A 25,800-nucleotide genomic window follows, 5' to 3' on the forward strand; every position below is an offset into this window, starting at 1 on the left:
TTACTCGACTCCTGTCAGTTCGGATTCGGTTTGCGGATAGAAGTAACGGTACTGGTAGCGCACCTGTGCACGAGCCTGTTCCGGGGAGGTAAATTCACCAATGCCTGACCAGGCAAACATCGCGGCACCTGCCACGGTGGTTTCGGCGTCATCCAGCACTTTGACAGGGATCCCGAGAACGTTAGCTTTTATCTGGTTCCACAATGCGTTACGGCTGCCCCCGCCAACCAATAACAATTCAGTGGCCTGGAAATGACCGATTTTTTCCAGCGTGTGTAAATTCCGCTGCAACTGTTCTGTCAGTCCTTCCAGCGCGGCGCGATAAAAATGCCCGCGGGTGGTATTGAGCGTAACCCCTTGCCAGCCCGCATCCTGAGAGGCCAGCAGGTTGCAGTGCATCTTGACGCCTTCTGCGCCAGCAGGAATGGAGTGGGCTTCGTCAATCAACGTCTGCCAGGGCGTTTCGGCTGTCCAAAACAGCTTACGCACCCATTCGAGTACGCCGGAAGCCAGCCACTGCATGCCGGGATTATACAGTCCGGCATGGCTGTCTAATTCACAAGTGGAACCCGCATAACGGCTGAGCAGAGAGGTGTCCACCTGCGCACTGCGTACCATCAGAATTTCCCATGTACCGGAAGAGAGCACCGGTTCGTCTGGCTGAGCACCCGCGCCAAAGAGCGCAAACTGCGTGTCGTGCCCGGCAGATATCACCGGAATACCCACTGGCAGTCCGAGCTGGCTGGCGGCCTCGGGTTGCAGGACCCCAATCTGTTCGCCTGCTTCCACCAGACGTGGAAACAGTCGGCGCGGTATGCCGGTTGCCTGCAAAATGTCATCACTGAAATCGCGCTGCTGGATGTTCAGCATCTGGCTGGTGCCCGCCATGGTGATATCTGTGGTGAACTCGCCGGTTAAACGGTGGTTGATAAGCGACGAAATAAACAGCCAGGCGTGTGCCTGTTCGAGCAGTTGTGGGTGGTTTTCTTGCAGCCACACCAGTTTATACAGCGTGTTGAAGCAGAACGCGCCGACGCCGGAGATTTCCTGCAGTTGCTGCGGTGACATGTAACGATGGATATTTTCCATCACTGCTGCGGTGCGCGGGCATTTCCAACTGATCACCGGATATAACTGTTTGCCGTGTTGATCGACCAGCGCACCGTCTACGCCGAAGGTGGTGACAGCGATCCCACAGATACGGCAATTGGCCAGTTGCGTGGAGAGCCGCTGACAGCAGGCGGCGAAGCGTTGCAAAATGGCCTCCAGCGACCACTGATGCCAGGTACTGTTCTCCGCGGCAATATCACTGGCGTTGGGCGTTGAGGCGCGGGCGATAATTTTTCCCTGTTGGTCAACGGCAATGGCCCGCACGTTGGTTGCGCCACAGTCGAGGACCAGAATAACGTCTTGTTTCATAATCGCTCCCCAAACGTTGCCGGATGGCGGCGTAAGCGCCTTATCCGGCCTACACGTTGTGCTCCTGTAGGCCCGGTAAGCTTGCGCCACCGGGCGGAGTCGCATTAACGCTTATACAGTGGGCCATAGTTTTGGCAGGCACGATAATCCTGGCCTTCACTATCCATACCGTGGGCTGCCCAGGCTGAAGGACGATAGATTTTTTCGTCTTCCACGTTGTGCATACAAACCGGAATACGCAGCATAGCGGCAAGCGTAATAAAATCTGCGCCGACGTGACCAATCGTCAGCACACCGTGGTTTGCGCCCCAGTTAGCCATGACGGAATAGACATCGCTGAATGGACCTTTACCGGTTAAGCGCGGCGCAAACCAGGTGGTCGGCCAGGTAGAGTTGGTACGCGCATCAAGCTGAGCATGCACCTCTTTTGGTAACTCCACGCTCCAGCCTTCAGCGATTTGTAGTACTGGTCCTAACCCTTTGATAATATTGATACGAGTCATAGTGAATGGCACGCCACCCTCGGTCAGGAAGCGAGAGGAGTAACCGCCGCCGCGGAAGTATTCATGGATAGCCGGACACCATTCGGTCGCCGCCAGACAATCATCGGCCTCTTTCTGCGAAATTTCCCAGTGCGGCTTCATGGTTGGTTTACCTGCGCCATCGCGCTGTTTGCAGGAACCATCCAGGGCAGCCGATCCAGAGTTGATCAGGTGAATAATGCCGTGCTCAGCAAGCCCGGTCAGCGGTTTACCCGTGACACGCTCCACCGCCTCTGGCGACCAGTAGGTGCGCACATCAGCAAAAACCTGTGCTGTACCGGTGAGCTGATGACCAAACAGCATTGCTACGCCGTTGAGACTGTCGTTTTCAGTCGCGACAACGAACGGCTCACGCACGCCATTCCAGTCGAAGGAGCTATTCAGCAGTGCTTCGGCAGTGTCGCCGTTTGGATATTGATCCGTCCAGTGACGCTGGCCCTGGAAGCCCGCGGCAATCGCGTTGTAACCCAGTGATTCTTCAACACGACCTTTGTCTGCCAACTTCTGGTTGCCTTGCATCATGTCGCGGATGCACATCGCCATCAGCAGGCTTTCTTTCAGTACCGCGCGGCTCTGTTCTTCGTTACGCTTATACTGTTGGGCGTTCTGATCTTCACCGTAGCGGAAATGCTTGTCTGCCCACGCCAGTGCGATATCCAGTTCAGCTTCGTCATAAATTTTTTGATCAATGCGACGGCGAAGTTCAGTCATATCAACAGGTTGAACCTTCATGCCCAGCCAGGATTCAAAGAAGTTATGATCGACAATAGAACCGGCGATGCCCATAGAAACGCCGCCGACGGATAAATAGCTTTTACCTTTCATACTGGCAACGGCTAAGCCCGCCCGGGTGAAACGCAGCAGTTTTTCCTCGACATCGGCGGGGATGGTGGTGTCGCCGGCATCCTGTACGTCGTGACCGTAAATGGAGAACGCGGGAAGACCTTTTTGATTATGCGCAGCCAGCGCGGCAGCAAGATAGACGGCGCCAGGGCGTTCTGTACCGTTAAAGCCCCAGATAGCTTTCGGACGCATCGGATCCATGTCGATGGTTTCGCTGCCGTAGCACCAGCACGGGGTAACGGTAATCGTTACGCCAACATTTTGGCTGCTGAACTTTTCTTCACAGGCTGCGGATTCCGCCAGACCGGCGATACAGGTGTCGGCAATGACACATTCAATTTGTGCGCCACAGGCATGGCGAAGTTTTTCCATAATAAGCGCGGCGGTGGCTTTCGCCATATTCATGGTTTGCTCTTCAAGCGACTCACGTACCCCCATACGACGACCATCAATAACCGGACGGATACCAATCTTCGGTAAGCTATTATTTCTCATTCGAGGTTCCTCATCTCACTTTGTGCCGTGCTGCAAAAGCGGATGTTGGACACCACCGTCGCAGTTGGCTGAATTACTCATTTTTGCTAACTCGAGTTAGCTTAGGTATTGGAGAGTTTTTTACACAACTTTTTTGTTGTGGAACTGTGAGAGGCTTCACGAGAAGTGGTTAAAATTCGATCTGCGTCAAATAAACAAATACGCAGATTTTTAATAAAAATCTTTTAAATCATATGATTGTAATAAATTGTCTGTTCAGCATCACAGTTTTAAACCAAATGATTTGGCTAATTTGAGTAGCTAAAATAGCTTTAAAAGGCACTTCGCTAACTCGAGTTAGCATGATTGATGAAACGCATATGAACTTGTAAGTAGTATTCGCATTAACGGTGACGATGGCTCTCTGGCAATCTTGTTTTCGCCTGATTCACTGACTGCAGTTTCTGTATATTGAGGAAAGCAGCAATGTCTGAAACATTTTTACAGATGAGTCATATTACGAAACGTTTTCCCGGCGTATTAGCGTTGAGTAATGTGGGTTTTGCTTTACACAAAGGTGAGGTTCATGCGCTGCTGGGTGAGAATGGCGCAGGAAAATCAACGTTGATGAAGATCTTATCCGGAGTTTATCAGCCTGATGAAGGGGATATTATTTTTGAGGGGCAGCCGGTTACTTTCGCTAACCCGTTAAGTGCACAAAGTGCAGGTATCACGATTATTCATCAGGAATTTAACCTCTTCCCTGAACTCACCGTTGAAGAAAATATATTTATTGGCAGGGAGTTTTGCAAAAATAATCGCTGGCGTCTGGATGAAAAACAACAGCGACAGGCTGCTATCGATATTTTGCAAAAGTTAAACCTGAATATCGCCCCAGACACGCTGGTTGCCGATTTGACCGTTGCTCAACAACAAATGGTTGAGATAGCTAAAGCGATATCGGTCAATGCCAAGATTCTTATTATGGATGAACCTACGGCGGCACTGACGGAAACGGAAATCGACAGCTTGTTTCAGGTAACCCGTTTGTTGAAAGAACAGGGGACTGGCATTGTTTACATTTCGCACCGACTGGAGGAACTGGCGCTGATAGCCGATCGCGCTACGGTAATGCGTGATGGGCAGTTTATTGCCACCGTGGATTATGATGCGGTCAAGATTAGCGACCTGATTGCCATGATGGTTGGGCGTGATCTCGGTAATATTTATCCTCGCCGTGAACCTTTGGCTCAACGTAAACCTGTGTTGGAAGTGAGCGGGCTGACGCGCAATGGTGTATTGCACAATATCGATTTCACGCTGTATCAAGGAGAAATCCTGGGCTTCGCCGGCCTGATGGGCGCAGGGCGTACTGAATTGGCGCGGGCGATTTTTGGCGCGGATCCCATTGATGGTGGAACCCTTAAGCTGAACGGTAAAGTGACGGTGATTAAAGATATTCCTGATGCTATCCAACAGGGTATCAGCTATTTAACCGAGGACAGGAAAAAAGAGGGGCTGGCATTAGGACTGTCCGTTGAGCGCAATATTATGTTGGGCAATTATCCTGAGTATTCCGATCGTTTTGGCAATGTGGACAGCACACGTTGCCAGAAAACCAGCGCGGAACAGGTTAAAGCCCTACGCATTAAAACACCACATTTAGAGCAAGCTGCATTGAATTTAAGTGGTGGTAATCAGCAGAAAATTATTATTGCCCGATGGGTGTGTAAAGACACCGATATTCTCATCTTTGATGAACCCACTCGCGGGATTGATGTGGGGGCCAAACTTGAAATTTATGAATTAATGAATCGGCTGGTGGCAAAAGGGAAATCAATTATCATGATCTCCTCTGAATTACCGGAAGTGCTGGGTATGTGCGATCGCATTTTAGTGATGCGTAATGGGCGTATTACCGGGGAGCTAGCTTCTGATGACGCCACACAAGAAAAAATCATGCAATATGCGACGTTAGAGGACTAACTTATGACTATCTCTGTAACCTCTTCAGACAGCAATAATAAGAAAATAAAAATTAACAAAGAACTTTTAATGCGCCTGGCGCCGCTTTTAAGTCTGATTATTTTGGTGATATTTTTTAGTTTTGGTTCGCCATTTTTCTTTAACACTGAAAACATTATGACAATTGCCCTGCAAACCTCGGTGATTGGCATTATGGCGATTGGCGTTACCTTCGTCATTATCACTTCAGGGATCGACCTTTCTCTCGGTTCAGTCGTGGCATTTTCTGGTGTCGCGGTAGGTATTTGCGCCACGCTAGGTCTGCCTCTGCCCGTCTGTATTCTTGCGGGTGTACTGGCTGGCGGATTATGCGGCTATATCAATGGCCTGCTGGTCACCAAAATGACCATTCCACCTTTTATCGCCACGCTGGGTCTGATGATGTCCGTCAGAGGTATCAATATGGTGATGACCGATGGTCGCGCGATTTACTTCGCTGATTACCCCACCTTCAAAATGCTGGCCCAGGGACGGTTGTTTGATGTGCTGCCCTATCCCGTCTTTTACCTGGTGGTGGTGGCGCTCATCGCCGCGTACATCCTGAAGAAAACGGTGATAGGCCGCTATGTTTACGCGGTGGGCAGTAATGAGGTGGCGGCACATCTTTCCGGGATTAAAGTTCAGCGCGTGAAAATTTTCGTCTACGCCTTTTGTGGTCTGCTGACCGGGATTGCCGGGGTTATTCTCGCCTCTCGTTTAAACTCCGGGCAGCCGACGGTCGGCGTGGGCTATGAACTGGAGGCCATCGCGGCGGTCGTTATTGGCGGTACCAGCCTGATGGGCGGGATTGGCACCATCGGCGGCACTATCATTGGCGCATTCATTATGAGCGTGTTGAAAAATGGTCTGAACCTGATGGGGGTTTCCCAGTTCTGGCAAATGGTGGCCATGGGTGTCGTGGTCATTGCTGCGGTTTATCTCGACACATTACGCAAAAAAATTCGTTGATTTACGCTCCCGGAAGTCACGGGACATCATAACCCTGACGTTTAGGGTGACTCACTCAGAACGGAGTAAAACAATGAGAACCAGGAATTTTGTCTATGCGTTATCCCTGCTGGCCTGTATGACATCCAGCGTTTTGGCTAAAGATATGAACCTTCCCGTGGTCAGTAAAGGTTTCCAGCATGAATTCTGGCAAACCGTAAAAATGGGGACGGAAGCGGCAGCAAAAGAGTTGGGTGATAAAACCAGCTATGTGGGCCCGGCGGATGAAACTCAGATTGCTGAGCAGATTCAGTTAGTTGAAAACGCGATGGCGCAAAAACCCAATGGACTCTTGCTGGCGGCGTTAGATGCCAATGCGCTTGCGCCATTAGTAGAGACCGCAAATTCACGCGGCATTAAAGTTGTGACCTTTGACTCCGGTGTGAACTCTGATATTCCGGTCAGTTTTGTCGCCACGAATAACCGTAAAGCCGGGGCTGAAGCGGCAGACGCGCTGGCAGCGGAAGTGGGCAGCAAAGGAAAAGTGGGCATTATTGCGCACGTAGCAGGGACCTCCTCCGCGATTGAGCGTTCAGAAGGGTTTATTGCCCGCATGAAGGAGAAATATCCGGATATCAAGGTGCTACCGGTCCAGTACAGCGATGGCGATCCGCAAAAAGCGATGGATAAAACCATCGATATGATCCAGGCCAACCCTGATATTGCAGGGATTTATGGCACTAATGAGGGCTCAACACTCGGCGTAGCAAACGCGATTGATAGTCAAAACCTAAAAGGCAAAGTGAAGGTGATTGGTTTTGATAGCACCGAGGCCATTATTGCCTTCCTGAAGTCCGGGGTGATTCAGGGCTTTGTTGTGCAGGACGCCTACCAGATTGGCTATCAGGGTATCAAGACGCTGAATGCGGCGGTATCCGGTCAGTCTGTACCAAAAGAGATTGATATTCCTGTGAAATTCGTTAGTGCGAAGAACATTGATACCCCAGAAATTGACAAGCTGTTACACCCATTCGGTAAAAAATAAGACCGTTGGGGCGAGGTACTCGCCCCACTATTCGCTAATGTCAGGGAGTTACTATGAGCAGTGGATATTTCCTCGGTGTGGATGTCGGCTCTGCCAGTGTCAGGGCGGGTGTTTTCGATGCCAGCGGCAAACGTCTGGCCTTTGCGACACGCCCTGTCTCGCAGTTTCGACCCGGACCCGATCGGGTTGAGCAGTCATCTGCTGAAATCTGGCAGCAGGTTTGCCATGCGGTTAAGGGGGCGGTATCGTCATCCGGGATCCGCACTGAGGATATCCGTTCCCTGGGATTCGATGCCACTTGTTCATTGGTGGCTCTCGACGAGCAGGGGCAGGGCCTGGCGGTTTCACCAGGCGAACCATCAGACCATAACATCATCATGTGGATGGATCATCGCGCGGTGCAAGAAGCTCAGCATATTAACGCTACGCAGGATCCGGCTCTGCGTTACGTTGGCGGCGAAGTCAGCGTCGAAATGGAGCTTCCCAAAGTGCTGTGGCTAAAAAAACACTTTCCTGCGACCTGGCACAGTGCGCATCGTTTTTACGATTTAGCGGACTTTCTGGTCTCTAAGGCTACCGCCACGGATGTTGCAGGTTTGTGCACGCTAACCTGCAAATGGAACTATCTGGCCCATGAACAACGCTTCAGCCACTCCCTGCTCGACGCCGTTGAATTAACGGATTTGTTGGGCAAAATCCCGTCGCATATTCTTCCGCCTGGTGCTGCCGTGGGAACGCTTAGCGCCGATGCGGCCCAGGCGCTGGGGCTGACGACTGCGGTAGTCGTCGCCAGTGGGATGATTGATGCCCATGCAGGTGGTTTGGCGCTTGCTGGCATTGAGCCTGCGGGAACGCTAGCGTTGATTAGCGGAACGTCAAACTGCCATATGCTGTGCAGCGAACAGGAAATTTATACACCGGGCGTATGGGGACCGTATTGGTCTGCCATGCTGCCTGGCTACTGGTTGACAGAGGGAGGGCAAAGCGCCGCTGGGGCATTGGTCGACTGGACGCTCCAGGAATCAGGCGCGAGTGCGGAGCTGTTTCATAAGGCCGAGGCGCGGGGTTGCCATCCGATCGTTTTAGTCAACGAATGGGTTGCGGAACTTGAGAGGAAGGAGTTTGAGCCTGGTCGTTATTTGCATGTGCTTGCCGATCACCATGGCAATCGCTCCCCCCGCGCGCGACCCGATGCCCGGGGCAGCGTCTGCGGTTTGACCCTTGAGCGAGGCGAGATGCAGGTTGCTCGCCTGTACCTGGCGACATTACAGGCGATCGCCTGCGGTACGCGGCACATTATGGAAGTGATGCGCGAAAACGGTCATACCATTTCTCGGCTGGCGCTGTGCGGCGGCGCAACGCATAACCCGTTGTGGATGCGGGAGTATGCCGATGCTACCGGATGCGATATTCATCTTATGCAGGAGGAAGATGCGGTGACGTTAGGGGCCGCTATCACCGGCGCGGTAGCAAGCGGCGCGTGGGCAAATATTCCATCGGCATGCCAGGCGATGGTTCGCTCCGGCGAGGTTATTAAGGCTAATCCGGCGCGGCGGGACTTCTATGACCGCAAATATCAGGCTTATCTGATGATGTGGGATCAGCAGCAGGCGATTAATCAACTTATGCAGTAAGACAAAAGTTTAAAATACTTTTATGATTGGAGATTGACGTTTTGGGATGTGGACTGGGGCATATAAATGGCTAAAACAGTAGAACAGATAGCCAGCGATCTGAATTTATCGGTTACGACCGTACGACTGGTGCTGAACGGGAAAGCAGAGCAATATCGAATCAGTGTCAAAACCCAAACGCGTATTAATGAATATGTTGAGCGCTATGGTTACGTCATAAACCATTCAGCCCGCAGCCTGAAATTGAATAAAACGGACACGTTGGGACTGATTGTTCCCAATATTTCCAACGTCTTCTTTGCCACTCTCGCCGAGAAACTTGAGCAACGCTGTCGTCGCTCCGGTTATCAGTTAATGATTAGCTGTACCTATGATGATGTTGATTACGAAAACAAATTGACCAAAGCGTTAATCGCTCGCAATGTTGATGGCCTTTTTATTGTTCCCTCAACATTAGAAAATCAGCAGCACCATTTACGCCAGGTCAGAAAACCGATGGTGCTACTGGACCGTGATTTTAAGTATACCGATAACGCACTGGTTGAAAGTCATAATATTTTAGGCGGCGAAAAGTTGACGCAAAGTTTGTTTGATGCTGGAAAGGCTCCAATCTGGTTTTTAGTTGGAGATACCGGATTACCCAGTATTGGCGACCGTTTGCAAGGTTATCTTAATTCTTTGAAGAATAATGGTATTTGTCACCGTGACTGGGTACGTGAAGGTCCTGACAACACCCCTGAAGGTGGCTTTCAACTGATGGACAGATTGATTGGTGAACAGGGGCGGCCACAGGCGTTTATTGCCTCATCATTACCCGTACTGGAAGGTGCTATTAACGCGATTCGCCATCGTTTCGGCATAATTTCACCTGATATTAATATTGGCACATTCGATGAACATCCGATGCTGGGATTTCTCGCCAATAATGTCTGGTCAATGCAGCAGGATGAAAATGTTTGGGCGGAAAAAGCATTCGATATGATGATGAGTGCCATTGACGACCAACCTATTAAAGAAACTGTAAAAGTTCCGATGAAACTTATTAAGCGCGTAAGACAACAATAATACGTTGCGATAAATAAATCGGCCAACTGAATCTGAATCAACATATTCAGTGGCTGCCCATATCTAAAAACTGACCCGTCTTACTCTGCGGCTACATTTTTCGCAATTAAAGACGAGGAGAAACTGTACCCGGAGAATCATTATGGAAAGAATGCGTTTGTCACGAGAAATCATTGAAACCTGTCTTGAAATGACCAGCCTTGGATTAAATCAGGGGACGGCGGGGAATGTGAGTGCGCGATATGAGAATGGGATGTTGATCACGCCCAGCGGTATTCCTTATGAAAGACTTACTGAAAACATGATCGTGTATGTAGATAACGACGGAAAATATGATAAAGGTCAGTTACCCTCCAGCGAATGGCGTTTTCACCTGGCGGCTTACCAGGCGCGTCCGGACGCGAATGCGGTCGTCCATAACCATGCTGTGCACTGTACGGCCGTTTCGATTCTCAATCGTCCAATCCCGGCAATCCATTACATGATTGCGGCGGCGGGGGGAAACTCTATTCCGTGTGCGCCTTATGCGACGTTTGGTACACGGGAGCTGTCAGAGCATGTGAGCGTCGCCCTGAAAAACCGTAAGGCAACGCTTTTACAGCACCATGGGCTGATTGCTTGTGAAGCAAATTTGGAAAAAGCACTGTGGTTGGCGCATGAAGTAGAAGTTCTGGCGCGCCTTTATCTGAGCACCCTGGCCATTGTTGATCCGGTTCCGGTGTTGGACGATGAGGAGATCGCGATTGTGCTGGAGAAATTCAAATCTTACGGATTACGAATTGAAGAGTAATTTCGCATAGCGAAAAGGAGAAATACGATGGCGAACAGAATGATTCTGAACGAAACGGCATGGTTTGGCCGGGGAGCTGTTGGTGCATTAACCGATGAAGTCATCCGTCGTGGTTATCGCAAGGCGCTGATTGTGACCGATGAGAATCTGGTACGGTGCGGTGTTGTTGAGAAGGTAACGTCCCGGATGGACGCTGCAGGTCTGGCGTGGGAAATCTATTCGGGCGTTATTCCTAACCCAACCATTGCGGTGGTACAGGAAGGATTGGGGGTCTTTCAGCAAAGTGGCGCAGACTATCTGGTAGCCATTGGCGGAGGCTCCCCGCAGGATACCTGTAAAGCGATTGGCATTATCCACAATAACCCTGAGTTTGCGGATGTGCGCAGTCTCGAAGGATTATCCCCGACGCGCTGTCCGAGCGTGCCGGTTATGGCTATCCCAACCACAGCAGGGACGGCGGCGGAAGTGACCATTAACTACGTGATCACGGATGAAGAAAACCGGCGTAAGTTTGTTTGCGTCGATCCACACGATATTCCGCAGGTGGCGTTTATCGATGCTGACATGATGGACGGCATGCCTGCGGCGTTAAAAGCGGCCACGGGTGTGGATGCCCTGACTCATGCCATTGAAGGGTATATCACGCGAGCTGCGTGGGCGCTTACCGATGCGCTGCACATTAAAGCGATTGAAATTATTGCCGGGGCTTTACGCGGATCGGTCGCGGGCGACAGCCAGGCGGGTGAAGCGATGGCGCTGGGCCAGTACGTTGCCGGAATGGGTTTTTCCAACGTTGGCCTGGGATTAGTGCATGGTATGGCGCACCCGCTGGGCGCGTTTTATAACACCCCGCACGGCGTCGCGAATGCCATTTTGCTGCCGCATGTAATGCACTATAACGCCGAATATACCGGGGAGAAATTCCGCGATATTGCCCGGGTGATGGGCGTGAAAGTTGAAGGACTGACGCTGGCAGAAGCACGGAAAGCGGCAGTGGACGCGGTATTTGCCCTTAACCGGGATGTTGGGATCCCGCTTCACCTGCGCGATGTTGGCGTGCGCAAAGAGGATATTCCTGCGCTGGCGCAGGCTGCATTTGATGATGTCTGTACCGGGGGAAATCCGCGTGAAGCGAGCCTGGGCGATATCATTGAGCTGTACCATACCGCCTGGTAATCACCCGGTGTTTATCCGGCCTACAGAGTTGTACGATAAGTAGGCCGGATAAGGTGTTTACACCGCCATCCTGCGGTAAGACTACCGCGTCAGCCGGAGCTGCTGTAGGTTTCCGTCGATATGTAAGTCCGTTTGCAGTCGCGCGATGTCCCGACACAGAAACGCCATTTCTTTATGCATCTCAAGTTTCTTGCGCCACTTTTCCGGCACCTCATCAAGATGCGCGTAAATGCTTTCCAGCGTTGGAAACTGCGTCAGCAATTGTGTGGCGCTTTTAGGTCCAATACCTGCCACGCCAGGAACCTTTGAACTGCTTATCCCGGCCAGCCCCCAGTAATCGGGCAGTTGTTGCGGCAGCACGCCAAACTCTTTCTCAATGAACGGCGCGTCCAGCCAGCGCTTCTGAAAATAGTCGCGAATACGCAGCGTCGGGGAGAGCAACTGACAGTAGCCTTTATCGGTGGAGACGATGGTGGCCTGATGTCCTGCCTGGCAGACTTTAATCGCCAGAGTAGCGGCTAAATCGTCGGCTTCATTACCGCTGGAGACCCAGCAGCAGACGCCGCGCTGTTCAAAAGCGGCGCGTAAGGCGGGCATTTCCTGATGCAAGTCATCTGGCATCGGTGGGCGACCGGCTTTGTAGTCAGGCAGTCTTTGGTGACGCCAGCCGCTATTGCGCGCTTCATCATCAAATACCGCCACGGCGTGCGTAGGCTGACTGTGCACAATTAATTGATCGAGCGCGTGCTGGCACGTCTCCACGCAGGGGGAACCCTGTACGGCGTGAATACGGCGGATAAGATTCAGTGCATCGACAATGAGCAGGTGGACGGCCACGGTGTTCTCCCTAACAAATCAGGCTGTAGGGTAACATTCACGGCGGGGGGAGGCGAGCATTGCGAAATAGGGCTATCCGTAGGCCTGATAAGCGAAGCGCCATCAGGCAATAAAAGCCGGATGGCGGCGAGCGCCTTATCCGGCCTACCGATCCTAAAATGTGCTAAGAATTAATCGCAGGTGACAATCTTCATCGCCAGACCGCCGCGAGAGGTTTCGCGGTATTTGGCATTCATGTCTTTCCCGGTTTCGTACATGGTCTCAATGACTTTATCGAGGCACACGCGCGGTTCGCTGGTACGGCGCAGCGCCATACGCGCGGCGTTGACCGCTTTAACCGAAGCAATGGCATTACGCTCAATGCACGGTACCTGAACCTGGCCGGCAACCGGATCGCAGGTCAGACCCAGGTTGTGTTCCATACCGATTTCCGCCGCGATGCATACCTGCGTTGGGCTACCGCCCAGCAGTTCAGCCAGACCAGCCGCTGCCATGGAGCAGGCTACGCCGACTTCACCCTGACAGCCGACTTCGGCGCCAGAGATAGAGGCGTTCATCTTGTACAGTGAACCGATGGCGCTCGCGACCAGCATGTAGCGTGCCAGCGAGTTAGCGTTCACTTCACGGATAAACTTGTCGTAGTACGCCAGCACGGCAGGAACAATCCCGCATGCGCCGTTGGTTGGCGCGGTAACCACACGTCCACCGGCAGCATTTTCTTCGTTCACGGCCAGCGCGAACATGTTGATCCAGTCAACAACCGCCATCGGGTCAGTGGTGGTTTTGTCACTACTGACCAGCATACGCCGTAGCGCCGCCGCACGACGCGGAACACGCAGTTTACCCGGCAATACGCCCTCGGTGGTGATCCCGCGCTCAATCCCGCTACGCATCACTTCCCAGACGTTGGCAAAGTGCTGTTCCAGCTCTTCTTTGCTGTGCAGCGCCAGTTCGTTTTGCATCATCAGACCGGAAAGCGACAGGCCGGTTTCCTGGCAATGACGTTGCAAATCCGCCGCAGATTTATACGGATACGGTACGTTTACTGGAGAGTTGTTCGGTAAACCAAAGTGTTCTTCATCAACGATGAACCCACCGCCAATAGAATAGTAAGTCTGGCTGTAAATGGCTTTTTCGCCCGCCAGAGCGGTAATACGCATCCCGTTTTCGTGCAGGGACAGATTGTCCGTATGGAAATTCATGCACTTGTCGACCGGGAATTCGACCTCATGTTGACCGTCTGCCAACAGCAAACGCCCATGAGTGTTCACATCCTGGATAAAGGCCGGGATGGCATCAATGTCTACGGTATCCGGCAGATTACCCGCCAGACCCATAATAATCGCGATGTCGGTATGGTGACCTTTCCCCGTCAGGGACAAAGAGCCATAAACATCAACCACTACGCGGGTTACGTCAGTGAGAATTCCGCGTGCAATCAGGTCATCCGTGAATTGTTTGCCTGCTTTCATCGGGCCAACAGTATGGGAGCTGGAAGGGCCAATGCCGATTTTGAAAATATCGAATACGCTAATCATGAGGCGTCCATTGTGTATCGAGGTGCGCCGCCCCGAGGAGCGGCGCAGGGGAATTAACTGAACAGAGAGTAGAAAATAGCGGAGATAGCGATCAGGCCCATAATCACAACGAAGACGTTGCTGATATGGCCGCTGTATTTACGCATTGCCGGTACTTTCTGAATCGCATACATCGGCATCAGGAACAGAATCATCGCGATGATCGGGCCACCCAGGGTCTCAATCATTCCGAGGATGCTCGGGTTCAGCGTTGCCACAATCCAGGTGGTTACCAGCATGAACAGCGCAGTGATCTTGTTCAGTTTGTTGATTTCGATGGTTTTGCCTTTGCCGCGCAGAGACTTAATCACCATCCCGTTGAAGCCTTCACGTGCGCCCAGGTAGTGGCCGAGGAAGGATTTGGTGATAGCGATAATCGCGATGATCGGTGCCATCCAGGCAATAATCGGCGCGTTAAAGTGGTTCGCCAGGTAAGACAGAATGGAGATGTTCTGCTCTTTCGCTGCTGCCAGGTCCGCCGGAGTCAGGCTGAACACACAGCTGAAGACGAAGAACATGACGGTCAGTACCATCATGATGTGAGCGAATGCCAGAATCTTAGAGCATTTCTTCTCAGCTTCATCACCATACTCTTCACGCTTCGCCACGGCGAAGGAGGAGATGATCGGGGAGTGGTTGAAGGAGAACACCATTACCGGAATTGCCAGCCACAGGGTCAACAGCAGGCCGTTGCCGGTGGTTGCCGCAGAGTCAAAAGACATGGTTTCCAGAATCGCACCGCTCCACTGAGGGATCAGATACAGCGCCAGCAGCATCAGCGCGGCAACAAACGGGAATACCAGGATGCTCATCGCCTTAACGATCATCTGCTCACCGAAGCGCACGATGGTCATCATACCGACAATCAGGATCAGAGACAGGATTGCACGCGGCGGTGGTGTAATCGCCAACTGGTGAGTCAGGAAGCTTTCAACGGTGTTGGTGATTGCTACGCTGTAAACCAACAGAATCGGGTAGATAGCGAAGAAGTAGAGCAGGGTAATCAGTTTACCCGCGCCAACGCCAAAGTGTTCTTCTACAACTTCAGTAATGTCTTCACCCGGATTTTTACCGGACAACACGAAGCGGGTCAGGCCACGGTGTGCAAAGAAGGTCATCGGGAAGGCAAGGATCGCCATGATGATCAGCGGGATCATACCGCCTACGCCTGCGTTAATCGGCAGGAACAATACACCCGCGCCAATCGCCGTGCCGTAAAGGCCCAGCATCCACATGGTGTCAGTCTTGCGCCATGCGCTGCGGGTCTGACCCGTAACGATAGTGCTGGTTTGAGTGTTTTCCATCTATTTCTCCTGGAGGAAGCTTAAAAAGTCGGGTTTGGGGTCAATCCAATGAGAAAGAACCCGACTGTAAATCGAAATTCGTTGAGCGATTTTTTATATAATTTTTCGCCGTAATAATTTGCGGGCGGAAAGATACATTTTAGTAATGAATGTATCAGTGATCGCGATCCCAAATGCAATAATCCACCTTTTATGTGGATAAATTTGGACCATTAATCTGTTAAAAAATAGTCAAAGCGAATTTACGGGCGCAGAGGCTAACATTAACGACATATCTCATGAAAGCGAAGGCGCGAAGATACGAGCGTTGCGCTGTAAAAACTGTTGTTTTTAGAGGATTTTGGCAACTAATAATAATTTCCTAAGATAAATCACGGTTGGTTTTTAAAGGTAATCGTTTGCGTGGCGCGTTATTTTTAACGATACATCATTGGTATTTATATAATCGTCTGAGCTATGTGACTGGTATCACTAAAAAAAGCCGGGAGGCGACTGCGCCAAACCCGGCTTTCGTATGGACAAAACTGTCACCGCGATAGCGTCTGCTAACGGGTGTTGAAGGTCAGGCGCAGATCTCGTAGCAAGGGATGTAGGCGGAGCCTGGTAACTTCATACGATGCTGCGCAACGAAGCCCTGCAGGAGATCGTCCATGCGGCGCATCATTTCGCGGTCACCGTGGATTTTGTACGGGCCAAACTCTTCGATGGCGCGAATACCGACCTCTTTCACGTTACCGGCCACAATACCCGAGAATGCGCGACGCAGGTCGGCCGCCAGAACTTCAACGGGTTGATCCGGATACAGTTTCAGGTTAGCCATGTTTTCATGAGACGGCTCGAACGGCATCTGCAAATCAGGTGCGATACGAATCGACCAGTTAAAGCTGTAGGCATCTCCGGTGTCGCGGCGGTTCTCTTTTACCAGCGGCATCGCTTTTTTCATCAAGCGCGCAACTTCCGCCGCATCGTCAATGATAATGCGATAGTGTCTGCGGGCATCTTCCCCCAGCGTGTGCACGATAAATTCGTCCAGCACGCGGAAGTAATCGGCGCTCTCTTTTGGTCCGGTCAAAATCAGCGGTAGCACCTGATCTTTGTTAGCCGGGTTCATCAGGATCCCCAGCAGATACAACAGCTCTTCCGCTGTCCCAACACCACCCGGGAAGATGATAATACCGTGGGCGATACGCACGAACGCTTCCAGACGCTTTTCAATGTCCGGCATGATGATCAGTTCGTTGACCAGCGGGTTAGGCGGCTCAGCGGCGATGATTGACGGTTCGGTCATACCAATAAAGCGGCTGTCTTTGTAACGTTGCTGGGCGTGACCGACCGCTGCGCCTTTCATTGGCGCTTCCATCGCTCCCGGACCGCAGCCGGTACAGATATTCAACTCACGCAGGCCCAACTGGGTACCGACGCGACGCGCATACAGGTATTCATTTTCGTTGATTGAGTGACCGCCCCAGCAGACCACCATGTTCGGCGCTTCACCGACATGAAGCGCCCGGGCGTTACGCAGGATAGAGAACACCAGGTTGGTAATATGCACCGAGCTTTCGAGATCCAGATGCTGAAAACGACCGGCGTTGTGGATCTGACCATTGACGAACAGAATGTCGCGCAGCACGGCAAACAGGTTGGCCTGCAGCGCACGAATGATGCGCCCATCAACAAACGCATCTTCAGGCGGATTAATCAGTTCCAGCTTCACGCCTCGTTCGCGGCGCAGCACGTTAATGTCGAAACTTTCAAAGCGGGACAGCAGTTCTTTGCTGTTGTCGGTCAGACTGCCGGAGTTCAGAACGGCAAGTGAACAGTTACGAAACAGTTGATACAGGTCGCTGCTGGCCGTGCGTTTAAGCAATTCGACTTCCAACTGCGACAACATGTCCATTGAGCCAAGTGGGCTAATATGTGTAATCAAGTAGACTCCTTATGGGACGCAAAACGTCATTCCCTGGTGGTTACAATAGCCCTGGCTGATGGCCTTTCACAACCTTGCGCGCGGAATCCGACACGCAAAATTGAGAAAAAAGATTACTGACGTACCAGTCGGCCTGTCGCTGGCGTGAAATCGGTGTTGGTGCGCCATGGGTTAATGTCCAGACCGCCACGTCGCGTGTAGCGCGCGTAGACGCTCAGTTTCTCCGGCTGGCAGAAGCGCAGAATGTCATTGAAAATACGCTCCACGCACTGCTCGTGAAATTCATTATGGTGGCGGAAGGAGACCAGATAACGCAGCAGCTTCTCCCTGTCGATTTTGCGTCCACGATACTGAATTTGTATGGAGCCCCAGTCGGGCTGGTGGGTGATCAGACAGTTGGATTTCAGCAGATGGCTGACCAGCGTCTCTTCCACCGCTTTTTCGCCGCTGGCGGCGTTTTCCAGATACTCAGTGCTGAACTGGTAGTTATCAATGACGATATCCTGATTGTCGATACAGGTACCGTTAAAGTGGGCAATCGGCTGTCCTTCCAGTTCGTCAAGGCGGTATAGCGCCACGCTGACATCGCCCTGAGCGCAGGCACGCAGATCGTTTTCCAGCGTCTGGCGTACCGCGTCCCAGGAGTCAAAACGCGTCTGGTTAAAACTGTTCAGGTACAGCTTAAAGCTTTTCGATTCAATCAGATTTACGCTGGTGTAATCCAGCTCCACATGACCGACCGCCACCTGCGGTAAGCCGTTGGCATTCAGCCACGACAGTTCATACAGCGTCCAGATATCGGCACCGTGAAAAGGCAGATTATCGGCCTTTAGATCCAGCGGGTCGCGGTTGAGACTGCGCGGAACGCCCTGCAACAGGCTGGCATCGTAATTGTCCCGGTAATCCGTTGATTTACCGAGCGTCAGGCCGTCAAGCGCCCGATGATTTTCATAAGAAGACATGTTTCACCGTCATAAACCAGATACACTATGCGACAAGTGTATCCTGGCTTTTGTGAAGAGAGAAATCAGTGGACGAATTGACAGCGCAGGCGTTGACAGCCTTTACGACGCGTTATTGCGACGCGTGGCATGACAAAAACAACAGCTGGCCGCTCAGCGAAGAGCTGTATGGCGTACCTTCACCGTGCATCATTTCTTCCACGAACGATGCGGTGTACTGGCAACCTCAGCCTTTTGCCGGCGAAAAAAACGTCAATGCGGTTGAACGTGCCTTTGACATTGTGATACAACCTGCCGTTCACGCTTTTTACACCACCCAGTTTGCCGGGGATATGCACGCGCAGTTTGCCAATGAAAAGCTGACGTTGCTGCAAACCTGGAGTGAGGATGACTTCAGGCGCGTCCAGGAAAACCTGATTGGTCACCTGGTTACGCAAAAGCGACTCAAGCTCTCGCCGACGCTTTTTATTGCCACGCAGGACAACGAACTTGATGTCATCTCGGTGTGTAATCTGTCCGGTGAAGTGTGCAAAGAAACGCTGGGCACCCGTCAACGTACGGTGCTGGCGGCCTCGCTTGCGGAATTCCTCACTCAACTTAAGCCAGTTCTGTAATCCAGTTTGCCCTCAATCGTGTGAGAGATCTCTTACAAACCCTGTAGGACATTGCCAGGTAATAAGTGAAGACTTAATGAATTGAAAAGCTAATAATTATTTATAATTCAATTTGTTAATGTTTTATTGTCAACTTTCATATGAAAATTATCTTAAGGGTAAGTCTGTAAGTATCTTGTAAGACAAAGCGAAACAGGCGATTCTATATCCGTCGACAAGGAGTCGCACAACGAAGTGAACATCAGGATGATGGCTCTTCGGCAGGACACACCAGGATGGTGTTACAAGGACAGGCTTCAGGATGGAGCAAAGCGGAAAGCGCGGGATGCGTTAAAGGACACCTCCAGGATGGAGAATGAGAGCCGGTCAGGATGTTCGGCGGGTCAGGATGGCCAGGACACTTCAGGATGAAGTTTTCACATCGGGGTGATGTGAGCAGGATGCAAAAGTTCAGGATGAACAAGGTCGCAAGACCACAGGAAAAGTTGTCACGGATGAGCAGGGAGCACCAAAAGTAGCTGGATTGCTGCGAAACGAACCGGGAGCACTGTTTTTACAGTGCTCCCTTTTTTTATTTCCCCTTCACTAGTGCTATTCTTCGCGCCAGATTTTTCATCATTGAGGTTAATTTCATGACGACTCATGACCGTGTGCGCCAGCAGTTACACGCGCTTGAAGCGCTACTGCGTGAACATCATCACTGGCGGATGGACGCGCCAGCAGAGCATCTGTTTACCAGCACGCAGCCTTTTTGTATGGATACCATGGAGCCGGTTGAATGGCTGCAGTGGGTGTTGATTCCCCGCATGCATACGCTGCTTGATAATGCGCAGCCGCTGCCGCAGGCTTTTGCTATCGCACCGTATTACGAAATGGTGCTGACAGCCGATCACCCGCAACGCGACATTCTCCTGACGGCATTGCAGGAACTGGATGCGCTATTTACAAGTGATAACGCCTGATGCTGGAGATTCTGTATCAGGACGAATGGCTGGTTGCGGTCAATAAACCTTCTGGTTGGCTGGTTCACCGTAGTTGGCTCGACCGCGATGAGAAAGTGGTGGTGATGCAAACGGTTCGCGACCAGATTGGTCAGCACGTGTTTACCGCCCACCGACTCGACAGACCGACCTCCGGCGTGCTGCTGATGGGGCTGTCCAGCGAAGCCGGGCGGTTGCTGTCTCAGCAGTTTGAACATCATCAAATGCAGAAACGCTATCATGCGATTGTGCGTGGCTGGCTGATGGACGACGCCGTGCTGGATTACCCGCTGGTGGAAGAACTGGATAAGATAGCCGATAAATTTGCCCGTGAGGATAAAGAGCCGCAGCCTGCGGTCACCCATTATCGCGGTCTCGCTACGGTAGAAATGCCGGTGGCGACGGGGCGCTACCCCACCACCCGTTACGGGCTGGTGGAGCTGGAGCCTCAGACCGGTCGTAAGCACCAGCTCAGACGCCATTTGGCTCACTTACGCCATCCGATTATTGGCGACAGCAAGCATGGTGATTTACGGCAAAACCGCAGCGCCGCAGAGCATTTCGGCTGTCAGCGCTTGATGCTGCATGCCAGTCAGCTTGAGCTGACTCATCCCTTCACTGGCGAACCGCTGGTGATTCGCGCCGGGCTGGATGACGTCTGGATGCAGGCGCTATCACAGTTTGGCTGGCGCGGACTTCTCCCTGAGAATGAAAGGGTTGAGTTCAGCGGGCTGTCAGGTCAGGATGAACAGATAGATTCTTAAGTCCCTGGAGATAAAGGTTATGGCGGAAATTGGAATTTTTGTCGGCACGATGTATGGAAACGCGCTGCTGGTTGCCGAAGAGGCCGAGGCGATTTTAACTGCGCAGGGCCATAAAGCCACGGTATTTGAAGACCCGGAGCTTACCGACTGGCAGGCTTATCAGGATAAATATGCATTGGTGGTGACCTCAACGACCGGGCAGGGCGATCTGCCGGATAGCATCGTGCCGCTGTTTCAGGGAATCAAAGATAATCTCGGTTTCCAGCCTAATCTGCGTTACGGCGTCATTGCGCTTGGCGACAGCAGCTACGTTAATTTTTGCAATGGCGGCAAGCAGTTCGATGCGCTGTTACAGGAACAAAGCGCGCAGCGCGTAGGTGAAATGCTGCTGATTGATGCCAGCGAGAATCCTGAACCGGAAAGCGAATCTAATCCCTGGGTAGAAAACTGGGGAACCTTGCTTAAATAACCCCTCGCCCGTACGGGCATGTAATCCCCCTTTGAACCGTAGGCCGGGTCAGGCGAAGCCGCCACCCGGCAATAAAACCCCAATTACGTGAACTAACTTCCACTGCTTTGGGCTTATGCCCCAAACAACTTCTCACTGCCTCCCTAATGTTGTGTTCATGCACGGTGAGGGAAAGTGGCACTCCTTCATATACTTTTCCCGTCAGTTCCCGGAATGGCAGCGAGTCAGAATAAAACGGCCCTGAGCTGTACCAAAACTGCCACACACTAACCTCTCATTCTGATCACCCTACAGGTGCTGTACAGAATGAACTGGCGTAAGCCAGGATTCAGGAGTGCAACAATGAGTTCATTAAGTCAGGCGGCGAGCAGCGCGGAAAAACGCACTAACGCTCGCTACTGGATAGTGGTGATGCTGTTTATCGTCACATCCTTCAACTACGGCGATCGCGCCACCTTATCCATTGCCGGTTCGGAGATGGCCAAAGACATTGGCCTGGATGCGGTAGGCATGGGGTATGTATTCTCCGCTTTCTCATGGGCGTATGTCATCGGCCAGATCCCCGGCGGCTGGTTGCTCGATCGCTTCGGCTCCAAACGTGTTTATTTCTGGTCCATTTTTATCTGGTCCATGTTTACCCTGCTGCAGGGCTTCGTCGATATCTTTAGCGGCTTCGGTATTATCATCGCGCTGTTTACCCTGCGCTTCCTCGTAGGGTTAGCCGAAGCCCCCTCTTTCCCCGGCAACAGTCGAATTGTGGCGGCGTGGTTTCCGGCGCAGGAAAGGGGCACGGCGGTCGCTATCTTTAACTCGGCGCAATACTTTGCCACCGTTATCTTCGCGCCAATCATGGGTTGGCTGACCCATGAAGTGGGTTGGTCACACGTGTTCTTCTTTATGGGCGGTCTCGGGATTGTTATCAGCTTTATCTGGTTGAAGGTGATTCATGAACCGAACCAGCATCCGGGCGTGAACCAAAAAGAGCTGGAGTACATTGCCGAAGGCGGAGCGCTGATCAATATGGATCAGGCGGCAGCCAAAGCTAAAGTACCGTTCAGCGTGAAGTGGGGGCAGATCAAACAGCTGCTGGGTTCACGGATGATGATTGGTATTTATATCGGCCAATACTGCATTAACGCGCTGACCTACTTCTTTATCACCTGGTTCCCGGTTTATCTGGTGCAGGCCCGCGGGATGTCGATTCTAAAAGCCGGCTTTGTTGCCTCGGTCCCGGCCATTTGCGGATTTGCGGGCGGCGTGCTCGGCGGCATTATTTCCGACTGGCTGATGCGCCGTACAGGTTCGCTGAATATCGCGCGTAAAACGCCAATCGTCATGGGGATGCTGCTATCGATGGTGATGGTGTTCTGTAACTACGTCAACGTCGAGTGGATGATCATCGGCTTTATGGCGCTGGCCTTCTTCGGCAAAGGCATCGGCGCGTTGGGATGGGCGGTGATGGCCGATACCGCGCCAAAAGAGATCAGCGGTCTGAGCGGCGGCCTGTTCAATATGTTTGGCAACATTTCCGGCATCGTCACGCCAATTGCCATTGGCTACATTGTGGGTACTACCGGCTCGTTTAACGGCGCGTTGATTTACGTAGGGGTACATGCGCTGATTGCGGTCGTGAGCTATCTGGTGCTGGTGGGTGATATTAAACGTATCGAACTGAAACCTGTCGCAGGACAATGACGATGACAACACAATCGAGTCCCGTTATTACCGATATGAAGGTCATCCCGGTGGCCGGTCATGACAGCATGTTGCTCAATATTGGCGGTGCGCATAACGCATACTTTACCCGCAATATCGTGGTGCTCACCGATAACGCCGGCAATACCGGGGTTGGTGAAGCGCCGGGCGGCGAAGTGATTTATCAGACGCTGGTGGACGCAATCCCACAGGTGTTGGGCCAGGAAATCGCGCGTCTGAATAAAGTGGTTCAGCAGGTGCATAAAGGCAACCAGGCCGCTGATTTTGACACTTTCGGCAAAGGTGCCTGGACCTTTGAACTGCGGGTTAATGCGGTGGCCGCGCTGGAAGCCGCATTGCTCGACCTGCTGGGCAAGGCGCTGAACGTTCCGGTTTGTGAACTGTTAGGGCCTGGCAAGCAGCGCGATGCGGTCACTGTGCTCGGCTATTTGTTCTATATCGGCGATCGCAGCAAAACCGATCTGCCGTATCTGGAGAGCACGCCGGGCCACCATGAGTGGTATCGCCTTCGTCACCAGCAAGCGATGAACAGTGAAGCGGTAGTGCGCCTGGCAGAGGCCTCACAGGATCGTTACGGCTTTAAAGATTTCAAACTCAAGGGGGGCGTACTGCCCGGTGAGCAAGAAATCGACACCGCTCGCGCGCTGAAAAAACGCTTCCCGGAGGCGCGTATTACGGTTGATCCCAACGGCGCCTGGCTGCTGGATGAAGCCATCTCTCTGTGTAAAGGGCTGAACGATGTTCTGACTTATGCCGAAGATCCGTGCGGTGCCGAACAGGGTTTTTCCGGTCGCGAAGTGATGGCCGAGTTCCGTCGTGCGACCGGTCTGCCGGTGGCGACCAATATGATCGCCACCAACTGGCGCGAAATGGGCCATGCGGTGATGCTGAACTCAGTAGATATTCCGCTGGCCGATCCGCACTTCTGGACCCTTTCCGGCGCGGTGCGCGTGGCACAGTTATGCGATGACTGGGGCCTGACCTGGGGCTGCCATTCCAACAACCATTTTGATATTTCGTTGGCGATGTTTACCCACGTTGGCGCCGCGGCACCGGGCAATCCGACGGCTATCGACACCCACTGGATCTGGCAGGAGGGCGATTGCCGCCTGACCAAAAATCCGCTGGAGATTAAAAACGGAAAAATTGCGGTACCCGATGCGCCCGGTCTGGGCGTGGAGCTGGACTGGGATCAGATACAGAAAGCGCATGAGGCTTATAAGGCGCTACCCGGCGGCGCGCGTAATGACGCAGGCCCAATGCAGTACCTGATTCCCGGATGGACTTTTGACCGTAAACGCCCCGTTTTCGGCCGCCACTAATTTTTGAATAAGGATTTAATTATGAGCGCACAATTTACTACCCCTGTCGTGACCTCTATGCAGGTGATCCCGGTTGCGGGCCATGACAGCATGCTGATGAACCTGAGCGGCGCACATGCCCCGTTCTTCACTCGTAATATTGTGATTATTAAAGATAACTCTGGTCATACCGGGGTTGGGGAAATTCCCGGCGGCGAAAAAATTCGTCAGACCCTGGAAGATGCCATTCCGCTGGTGGTGGGGAAAACGCTGGGTGAGTACAAAAACGTACTGAACGCGGTACGCAATACATTTGCCGATCGTGATGCCGGTGGCCGTGGTTTGCAGACCTTCGATTTACGTACCACTATTCATGTAGTTACCGGGATCGAAGCGGCGATGTTGGATCTGTTAGGTCAGCATCTGGGCGTCAACGTCGCGTCTCTGCTGGGTGATGGTCAGCAGCGTAGCGAAGTCGAAATGCTGGGTTATCTGTTCTTCGTTGGCAACCGTAAAGCGACGCCGCTGCCGTATCAAAGCCAACCGGATGAAAAATGCGACTGGTATCGCCTGCGTCATGAAGAGGCGATGACTCCGGATGCGGTAGTGCGTCTGGCGGAAGCTGCGTATGAGAAATATGGTTTCAACGACTTCAAACTGAAAGGCGGCGTGTTGGCCGGGGAAGAAGAAGCGGAGTCTATTGTCGCGCTGGCGAAACGCTTTCCACAGGCGCGCGTCACGCTCGATCCCAACGGCGCATGGTCGCTGAATGAAGCGATTAAAATTGGTAAGTACCTGAAAGGATCGCTGGCCTATGCGGAAGATCCGTGCGGCGCCGAGCAGGGCTTCTCCGGTCGTGAAGTGATGGCGGAGTTCCGTCGTGCTACCGGTCTGCCGACCGCCACCAATATGATCGCCACCGACTGGCGTCAGATGGGGCATACGCTGTCGTTGCAGTCCGTGGATATTCCGCTGGCGGATCCGCACTTCTGGACGATGCAGGGTTCTGTTCGCGTGGCGCAGATGTGCCATGAATTCGGGCTGACCTGGGGCTCGCACTCTAACAACCACTTTGATATTTCGCTGGCGATGTTTACTCATGTCGCGGCGGCGGCTCCAGGCAAAATTACTGCTATCGACACTCACTGGATCTGGCAGGAAGGTAACCAACGCCTGACCAAAGAACCTTTTGAGATCAAGGGCGGTATGGTGCAAGTTCCGGCGAAACCGGGCCTGGGCGTGGAGCTGGATATGGATCAGGTGATGAAAGCGCATGAGCTGTATCAGCAACATGGATTAGGTGCACGTGATGATGCGATGGGAATGCAGTATCTGATCCCGAACTGGACGTTTGATAATAAGCGCCCGTGCATGGTACGCTAAGCGAACTGGGACCGCTCCCATGAAGT

General features: G+C 52.4%; 21 protein-coding genes. 14 read left to right on the top strand and 7 right to left on the bottom strand.

Going from position 1 to position 25,800, the window contains the following annotated elements; all coding sequences use genetic code 11:
* Complete coding sequence (gene fucK, locus ACVXHP_RS11335) at nucleotides 1–1,419, bottom strand: L-fuculokinase (RefSeq protein ID WP_447571481.1); 1,419 nt, start codon at nucleotides 1,417–1,419, stop codon at nucleotides 1–3.
* Nucleotides 1,420–1,523: 104 nt separating this feature from the next.
* On the bottom strand, nucleotides 1,524–3,299 hold the full coding sequence (fucI, locus tag ACVXHP_RS11340; protein ID WP_447571482.1) for an L-fucose isomerase: 1,776 nt from the start codon (nucleotides 3,297–3,299) through the stop codon (nucleotides 1,524–1,526).
* Nucleotides 3,300–3,764: 465 nt separating this feature from the next.
* Here fucI and ACVXHP_RS11345 point away from each other — a divergent pair, with 465 nt between their 5' ends.
* The 7 genes from ACVXHP_RS11345 (at nucleotide 3,765) to fucO (ending at nucleotide 11,940) form a co-directional block, all read left to right on the top strand.
* Entirely contained in the window at nucleotides 3,765–5,264 is a 1,500-nt protein-coding gene (locus ACVXHP_RS11345; RefSeq protein ID WP_447571483.1) for a sugar ABC transporter ATP-binding protein, read from the top strand.
* Nucleotides 5,265–5,267: 3 nt separating this feature from the next.
* Complete coding sequence (locus ACVXHP_RS11350; RefSeq protein WP_087856949.1) at nucleotides 5,268–6,251, top strand: ABC transporter permease; 984 nt, start codon at nucleotides 5,268–5,270, stop codon at nucleotides 6,249–6,251.
* A gap of 73 nt (nucleotides 6,252–6,324) precedes the next feature.
* Nucleotides 6,325–7,275, top strand: a complete 951-nt coding sequence (locus ACVXHP_RS11355; RefSeq protein ID WP_316129610.1) for an ABC transporter substrate-binding protein — start codon at nucleotides 6,325–6,327, stop codon at nucleotides 7,273–7,275.
* Nucleotides 7,276–7,328: 53 nt separating this feature from the next.
* Entirely contained in the window at nucleotides 7,329–8,909 is a 1,581-nt protein-coding gene (locus ACVXHP_RS11360; protein WP_447571484.1) for an FGGY-family carbohydrate kinase, read from the top strand.
* Nucleotides 8,910–8,975: 66 nt separating this feature from the next.
* On the top strand, nucleotides 8,976–9,974 hold the full coding sequence (locus ACVXHP_RS11365) for a LacI family DNA-binding transcriptional regulator (protein ID WP_200009339.1): 999 nt from the start codon (nucleotides 8,976–8,978) through the stop codon (nucleotides 9,972–9,974).
* A 142-nt stretch (nucleotides 9,975–10,116) separates the two neighbouring features.
* Complete coding sequence (gene fucA, locus ACVXHP_RS11370) at nucleotides 10,117–10,764, top strand: L-fuculose-phosphate aldolase (RefSeq protein ID WP_447571485.1); 648 nt, start codon at nucleotides 10,117–10,119, stop codon at nucleotides 10,762–10,764.
* A gap of 27 nt (nucleotides 10,765–10,791) precedes the next feature.
* Nucleotides 10,792–11,940 (top strand): lactaldehyde reductase, encoded by a 1,149-nt coding sequence (gene fucO, locus ACVXHP_RS11375; RefSeq protein ID WP_316129608.1) that lies wholly within the window; start codon nucleotides 10,792–10,794, stop codon nucleotides 11,938–11,940.
* Between the two features lie 81 nt (nucleotides 11,941–12,021).
* On the opposite strand, the gene xni is transcribed toward fucO, so the two are convergent.
* The 5 genes from xni to queF form a co-directional block, all read right to left on the bottom strand.
* Entirely contained in the window at nucleotides 12,022–12,777 is a 756-nt protein-coding gene (gene xni, locus ACVXHP_RS11380) for a flap endonuclease Xni (protein WP_200009337.1), read from the bottom strand.
* A gap of 170 nt (nucleotides 12,778–12,947) precedes the next feature.
* Nucleotides 12,948–14,315 (bottom strand): L-serine ammonia-lyase, encoded by a 1,368-nt coding sequence (locus ACVXHP_RS11385; RefSeq protein ID WP_042310732.1) that lies wholly within the window; start codon nucleotides 14,313–14,315, stop codon nucleotides 12,948–12,950.
* A gap of 53 nt (nucleotides 14,316–14,368) precedes the next feature.
* Nucleotides 14,369–15,658 carry an HAAAP family serine/threonine permease gene (locus ACVXHP_RS11390; RefSeq protein ID WP_103769123.1) on the bottom strand — a complete coding sequence of 430 codons (1,290 nt, stop codon included), beginning with the start codon at nucleotides 15,656–15,658 and terminating at the stop codon, nucleotides 14,369–14,371.
* Between the two features lie 562 nt (nucleotides 15,659–16,220).
* Nucleotides 16,221–17,585: a nucleotide 5'-monophosphate nucleosidase PpnN gene (gene ppnN, locus ACVXHP_RS11395; RefSeq protein WP_165407050.1), complete on the bottom strand. Its 1,365-nt coding sequence runs from the start codon at nucleotides 17,583–17,585 to the stop codon at nucleotides 16,221–16,223.
* A gap of 113 nt (nucleotides 17,586–17,698) precedes the next feature.
* A complete protein-coding gene (gene queF / locus ACVXHP_RS11400) occupies nucleotides 17,699–18,547 on the bottom strand; it encodes an NADPH-dependent 7-cyano-7-deazaguanine reductase QueF (protein WP_304701977.1) in 849 nt (282 codons plus the stop codon).
* A gap of 68 nt (nucleotides 18,548–18,615) precedes the next feature.
* Here queF and syd point away from each other — a divergent pair, with 68 nt between their 5' ends.
* From syd to gudD, 7 genes are all read left to right on the top strand, one after another.
* The gene (gene syd, locus ACVXHP_RS11405) at nucleotides 18,616–19,161 is read left to right on the top strand and encodes a SecY-interacting protein (RefSeq protein WP_447571486.1); all 546 of its coding nucleotides are present in this window, start codon (nucleotides 18,616–18,618) and stop codon (nucleotides 19,159–19,161) included.
* A gap of 632 nt (nucleotides 19,162–19,793) precedes the next feature.
* Nucleotides 19,794–20,123 (top strand): YqcC family protein, encoded by a 330-nt coding sequence (locus ACVXHP_RS11410; protein WP_447571487.1) that lies wholly within the window; start codon nucleotides 19,794–19,796, stop codon nucleotides 20,121–20,123.
* Complete coding sequence (gene truC / locus ACVXHP_RS11415) at nucleotides 20,123–20,905, top strand: tRNA pseudouridine(65) synthase TruC (protein WP_200009333.1); 783 nt, start codon at nucleotides 20,123–20,125, stop codon at nucleotides 20,903–20,905. Before ACVXHP_RS11410 ends, truC begins: the two co-directional genes overlap by 1 nt.
* Nucleotides 20,906–20,924: 19 nt before the next feature.
* Nucleotides 20,925–21,374 carry a flavodoxin gene (locus ACVXHP_RS11420; protein WP_200009332.1) on the top strand — a complete coding sequence of 150 codons (450 nt, stop codon included), beginning with the start codon at nucleotides 20,925–20,927 and terminating at the stop codon, nucleotides 21,372–21,374.
* Between the two features lie 342 nt (nucleotides 21,375–21,716).
* Complete coding sequence (gene gudP, locus ACVXHP_RS11425; RefSeq protein WP_200009331.1) at nucleotides 21,717–23,069, top strand: galactarate/glucarate/glycerate transporter GudP; 1,353 nt, start codon at nucleotides 21,717–21,719, stop codon at nucleotides 23,067–23,069.
* Between the two features lie 2 nt (nucleotides 23,070–23,071).
* Nucleotides 23,072–24,412 carry an enolase C-terminal domain-like protein gene (locus ACVXHP_RS11430; protein WP_447571488.1) on the top strand — a complete coding sequence of 447 codons (1,341 nt, stop codon included), beginning with the start codon at nucleotides 23,072–23,074 and terminating at the stop codon, nucleotides 24,410–24,412.
* A gap of 21 nt (nucleotides 24,413–24,433) precedes the next feature.
* The gene (gudD, locus tag ACVXHP_RS11435; protein ID WP_200009329.1) at nucleotides 24,434–25,774 is read left to right on the top strand and encodes a glucarate dehydratase; all 1,341 of its coding nucleotides are present in this window, start codon (nucleotides 24,434–24,436) and stop codon (nucleotides 25,772–25,774) included.
* Nucleotides 25,775–25,800: the final 26 nt, after the last annotated feature.

The organism is Citrobacter freundii complex sp. 2025EL-00176, from assembly GCF_053309355.1.

Excerpts from the sequence above, each read along its gene's own strand:
- fucK (WP_447571481.1), bottom strand. The coding sequence starts at position 1,419 with ATGAAACAAGACGTTATTCTGGTCCTCGACTGTGGCGCAACCAACGTG.
- fucI (WP_447571482.1), bottom strand. The coding sequence starts at position 3,299 with ATGAGAAATAATAGCTTACCGAAGATTGGTATCCGTCCGGTTATTGAT.
- ACVXHP_RS11345 (WP_447571483.1), top strand. The coding sequence starts at position 3,765 with ATGTCTGAAACATTTTTACAGATGAGTCATATTACGAAACGTTTTCCC.
- ACVXHP_RS11350 (WP_087856949.1), top strand. The coding sequence starts at position 5,268 with ATGACTATCTCTGTAACCTCTTCAGACAGCAATAATAAGAAAATAAAA.
- ACVXHP_RS11355 (WP_316129610.1), top strand. The coding sequence starts at position 6,325 with ATGAGAACCAGGAATTTTGTCTATGCGTTATCCCTGCTGGCCTGTATG.
- ACVXHP_RS11360 (WP_447571484.1), top strand. The coding sequence starts at position 7,329 with ATGAGCAGTGGATATTTCCTCGGTGTGGATGTCGGCTCTGCCAGTGTC.
- ACVXHP_RS11365 (WP_200009339.1), top strand. The coding sequence starts at position 8,976 with ATGGCTAAAACAGTAGAACAGATAGCCAGCGATCTGAATTTATCGGTT.
- fucA (WP_447571485.1), top strand. The coding sequence starts at position 10,117 with ATGGAAAGAATGCGTTTGTCACGAGAAATCATTGAAACCTGTCTTGAA.
- fucO (WP_316129608.1), top strand. The coding sequence starts at position 10,792 with ATGGCGAACAGAATGATTCTGAACGAAACGGCATGGTTTGGCCGGGGA.
- ACVXHP_RS11385 (WP_042310732.1), bottom strand. The coding sequence starts at position 14,315 with ATGATTAGCGTATTCGATATTTTCAAAATCGGCATTGGCCCTTCCAGC.
- ACVXHP_RS11390 (WP_103769123.1), bottom strand. The coding sequence starts at position 15,658 with ATGGAAAACACTCAAACCAGCACTATCGTTACGGGTCAGACCCGCAGC.
- queF (WP_304701977.1), bottom strand. The coding sequence starts at position 18,547 with ATGTCTTCTTATGAAAATCATCGGGCGCTTGACGGCCTGACGCTCGGT.
- ACVXHP_RS11410 (WP_447571487.1), top strand. The coding sequence starts at position 19,794 with ATGACGACTCATGACCGTGTGCGCCAGCAGTTACACGCGCTTGAAGCG.
- truC (WP_200009333.1), top strand. The coding sequence starts at position 20,123 with ATGCTGGAGATTCTGTATCAGGACGAATGGCTGGTTGCGGTCAATAAA.
- ACVXHP_RS11420 (WP_200009332.1), top strand. The coding sequence starts at position 20,925 with ATGGCGGAAATTGGAATTTTTGTCGGCACGATGTATGGAAACGCGCTG.
- gudP (WP_200009331.1), top strand. The coding sequence starts at position 21,717 with ATGAGTTCATTAAGTCAGGCGGCGAGCAGCGCGGAAAAACGCACTAAC.
- ACVXHP_RS11430 (WP_447571488.1), top strand. The coding sequence starts at position 23,072 with ATGACAACACAATCGAGTCCCGTTATTACCGATATGAAGGTCATCCCG.
- gudD (WP_200009329.1), top strand. The coding sequence starts at position 24,434 with ATGAGCGCACAATTTACTACCCCTGTCGTGACCTCTATGCAGGTGATC.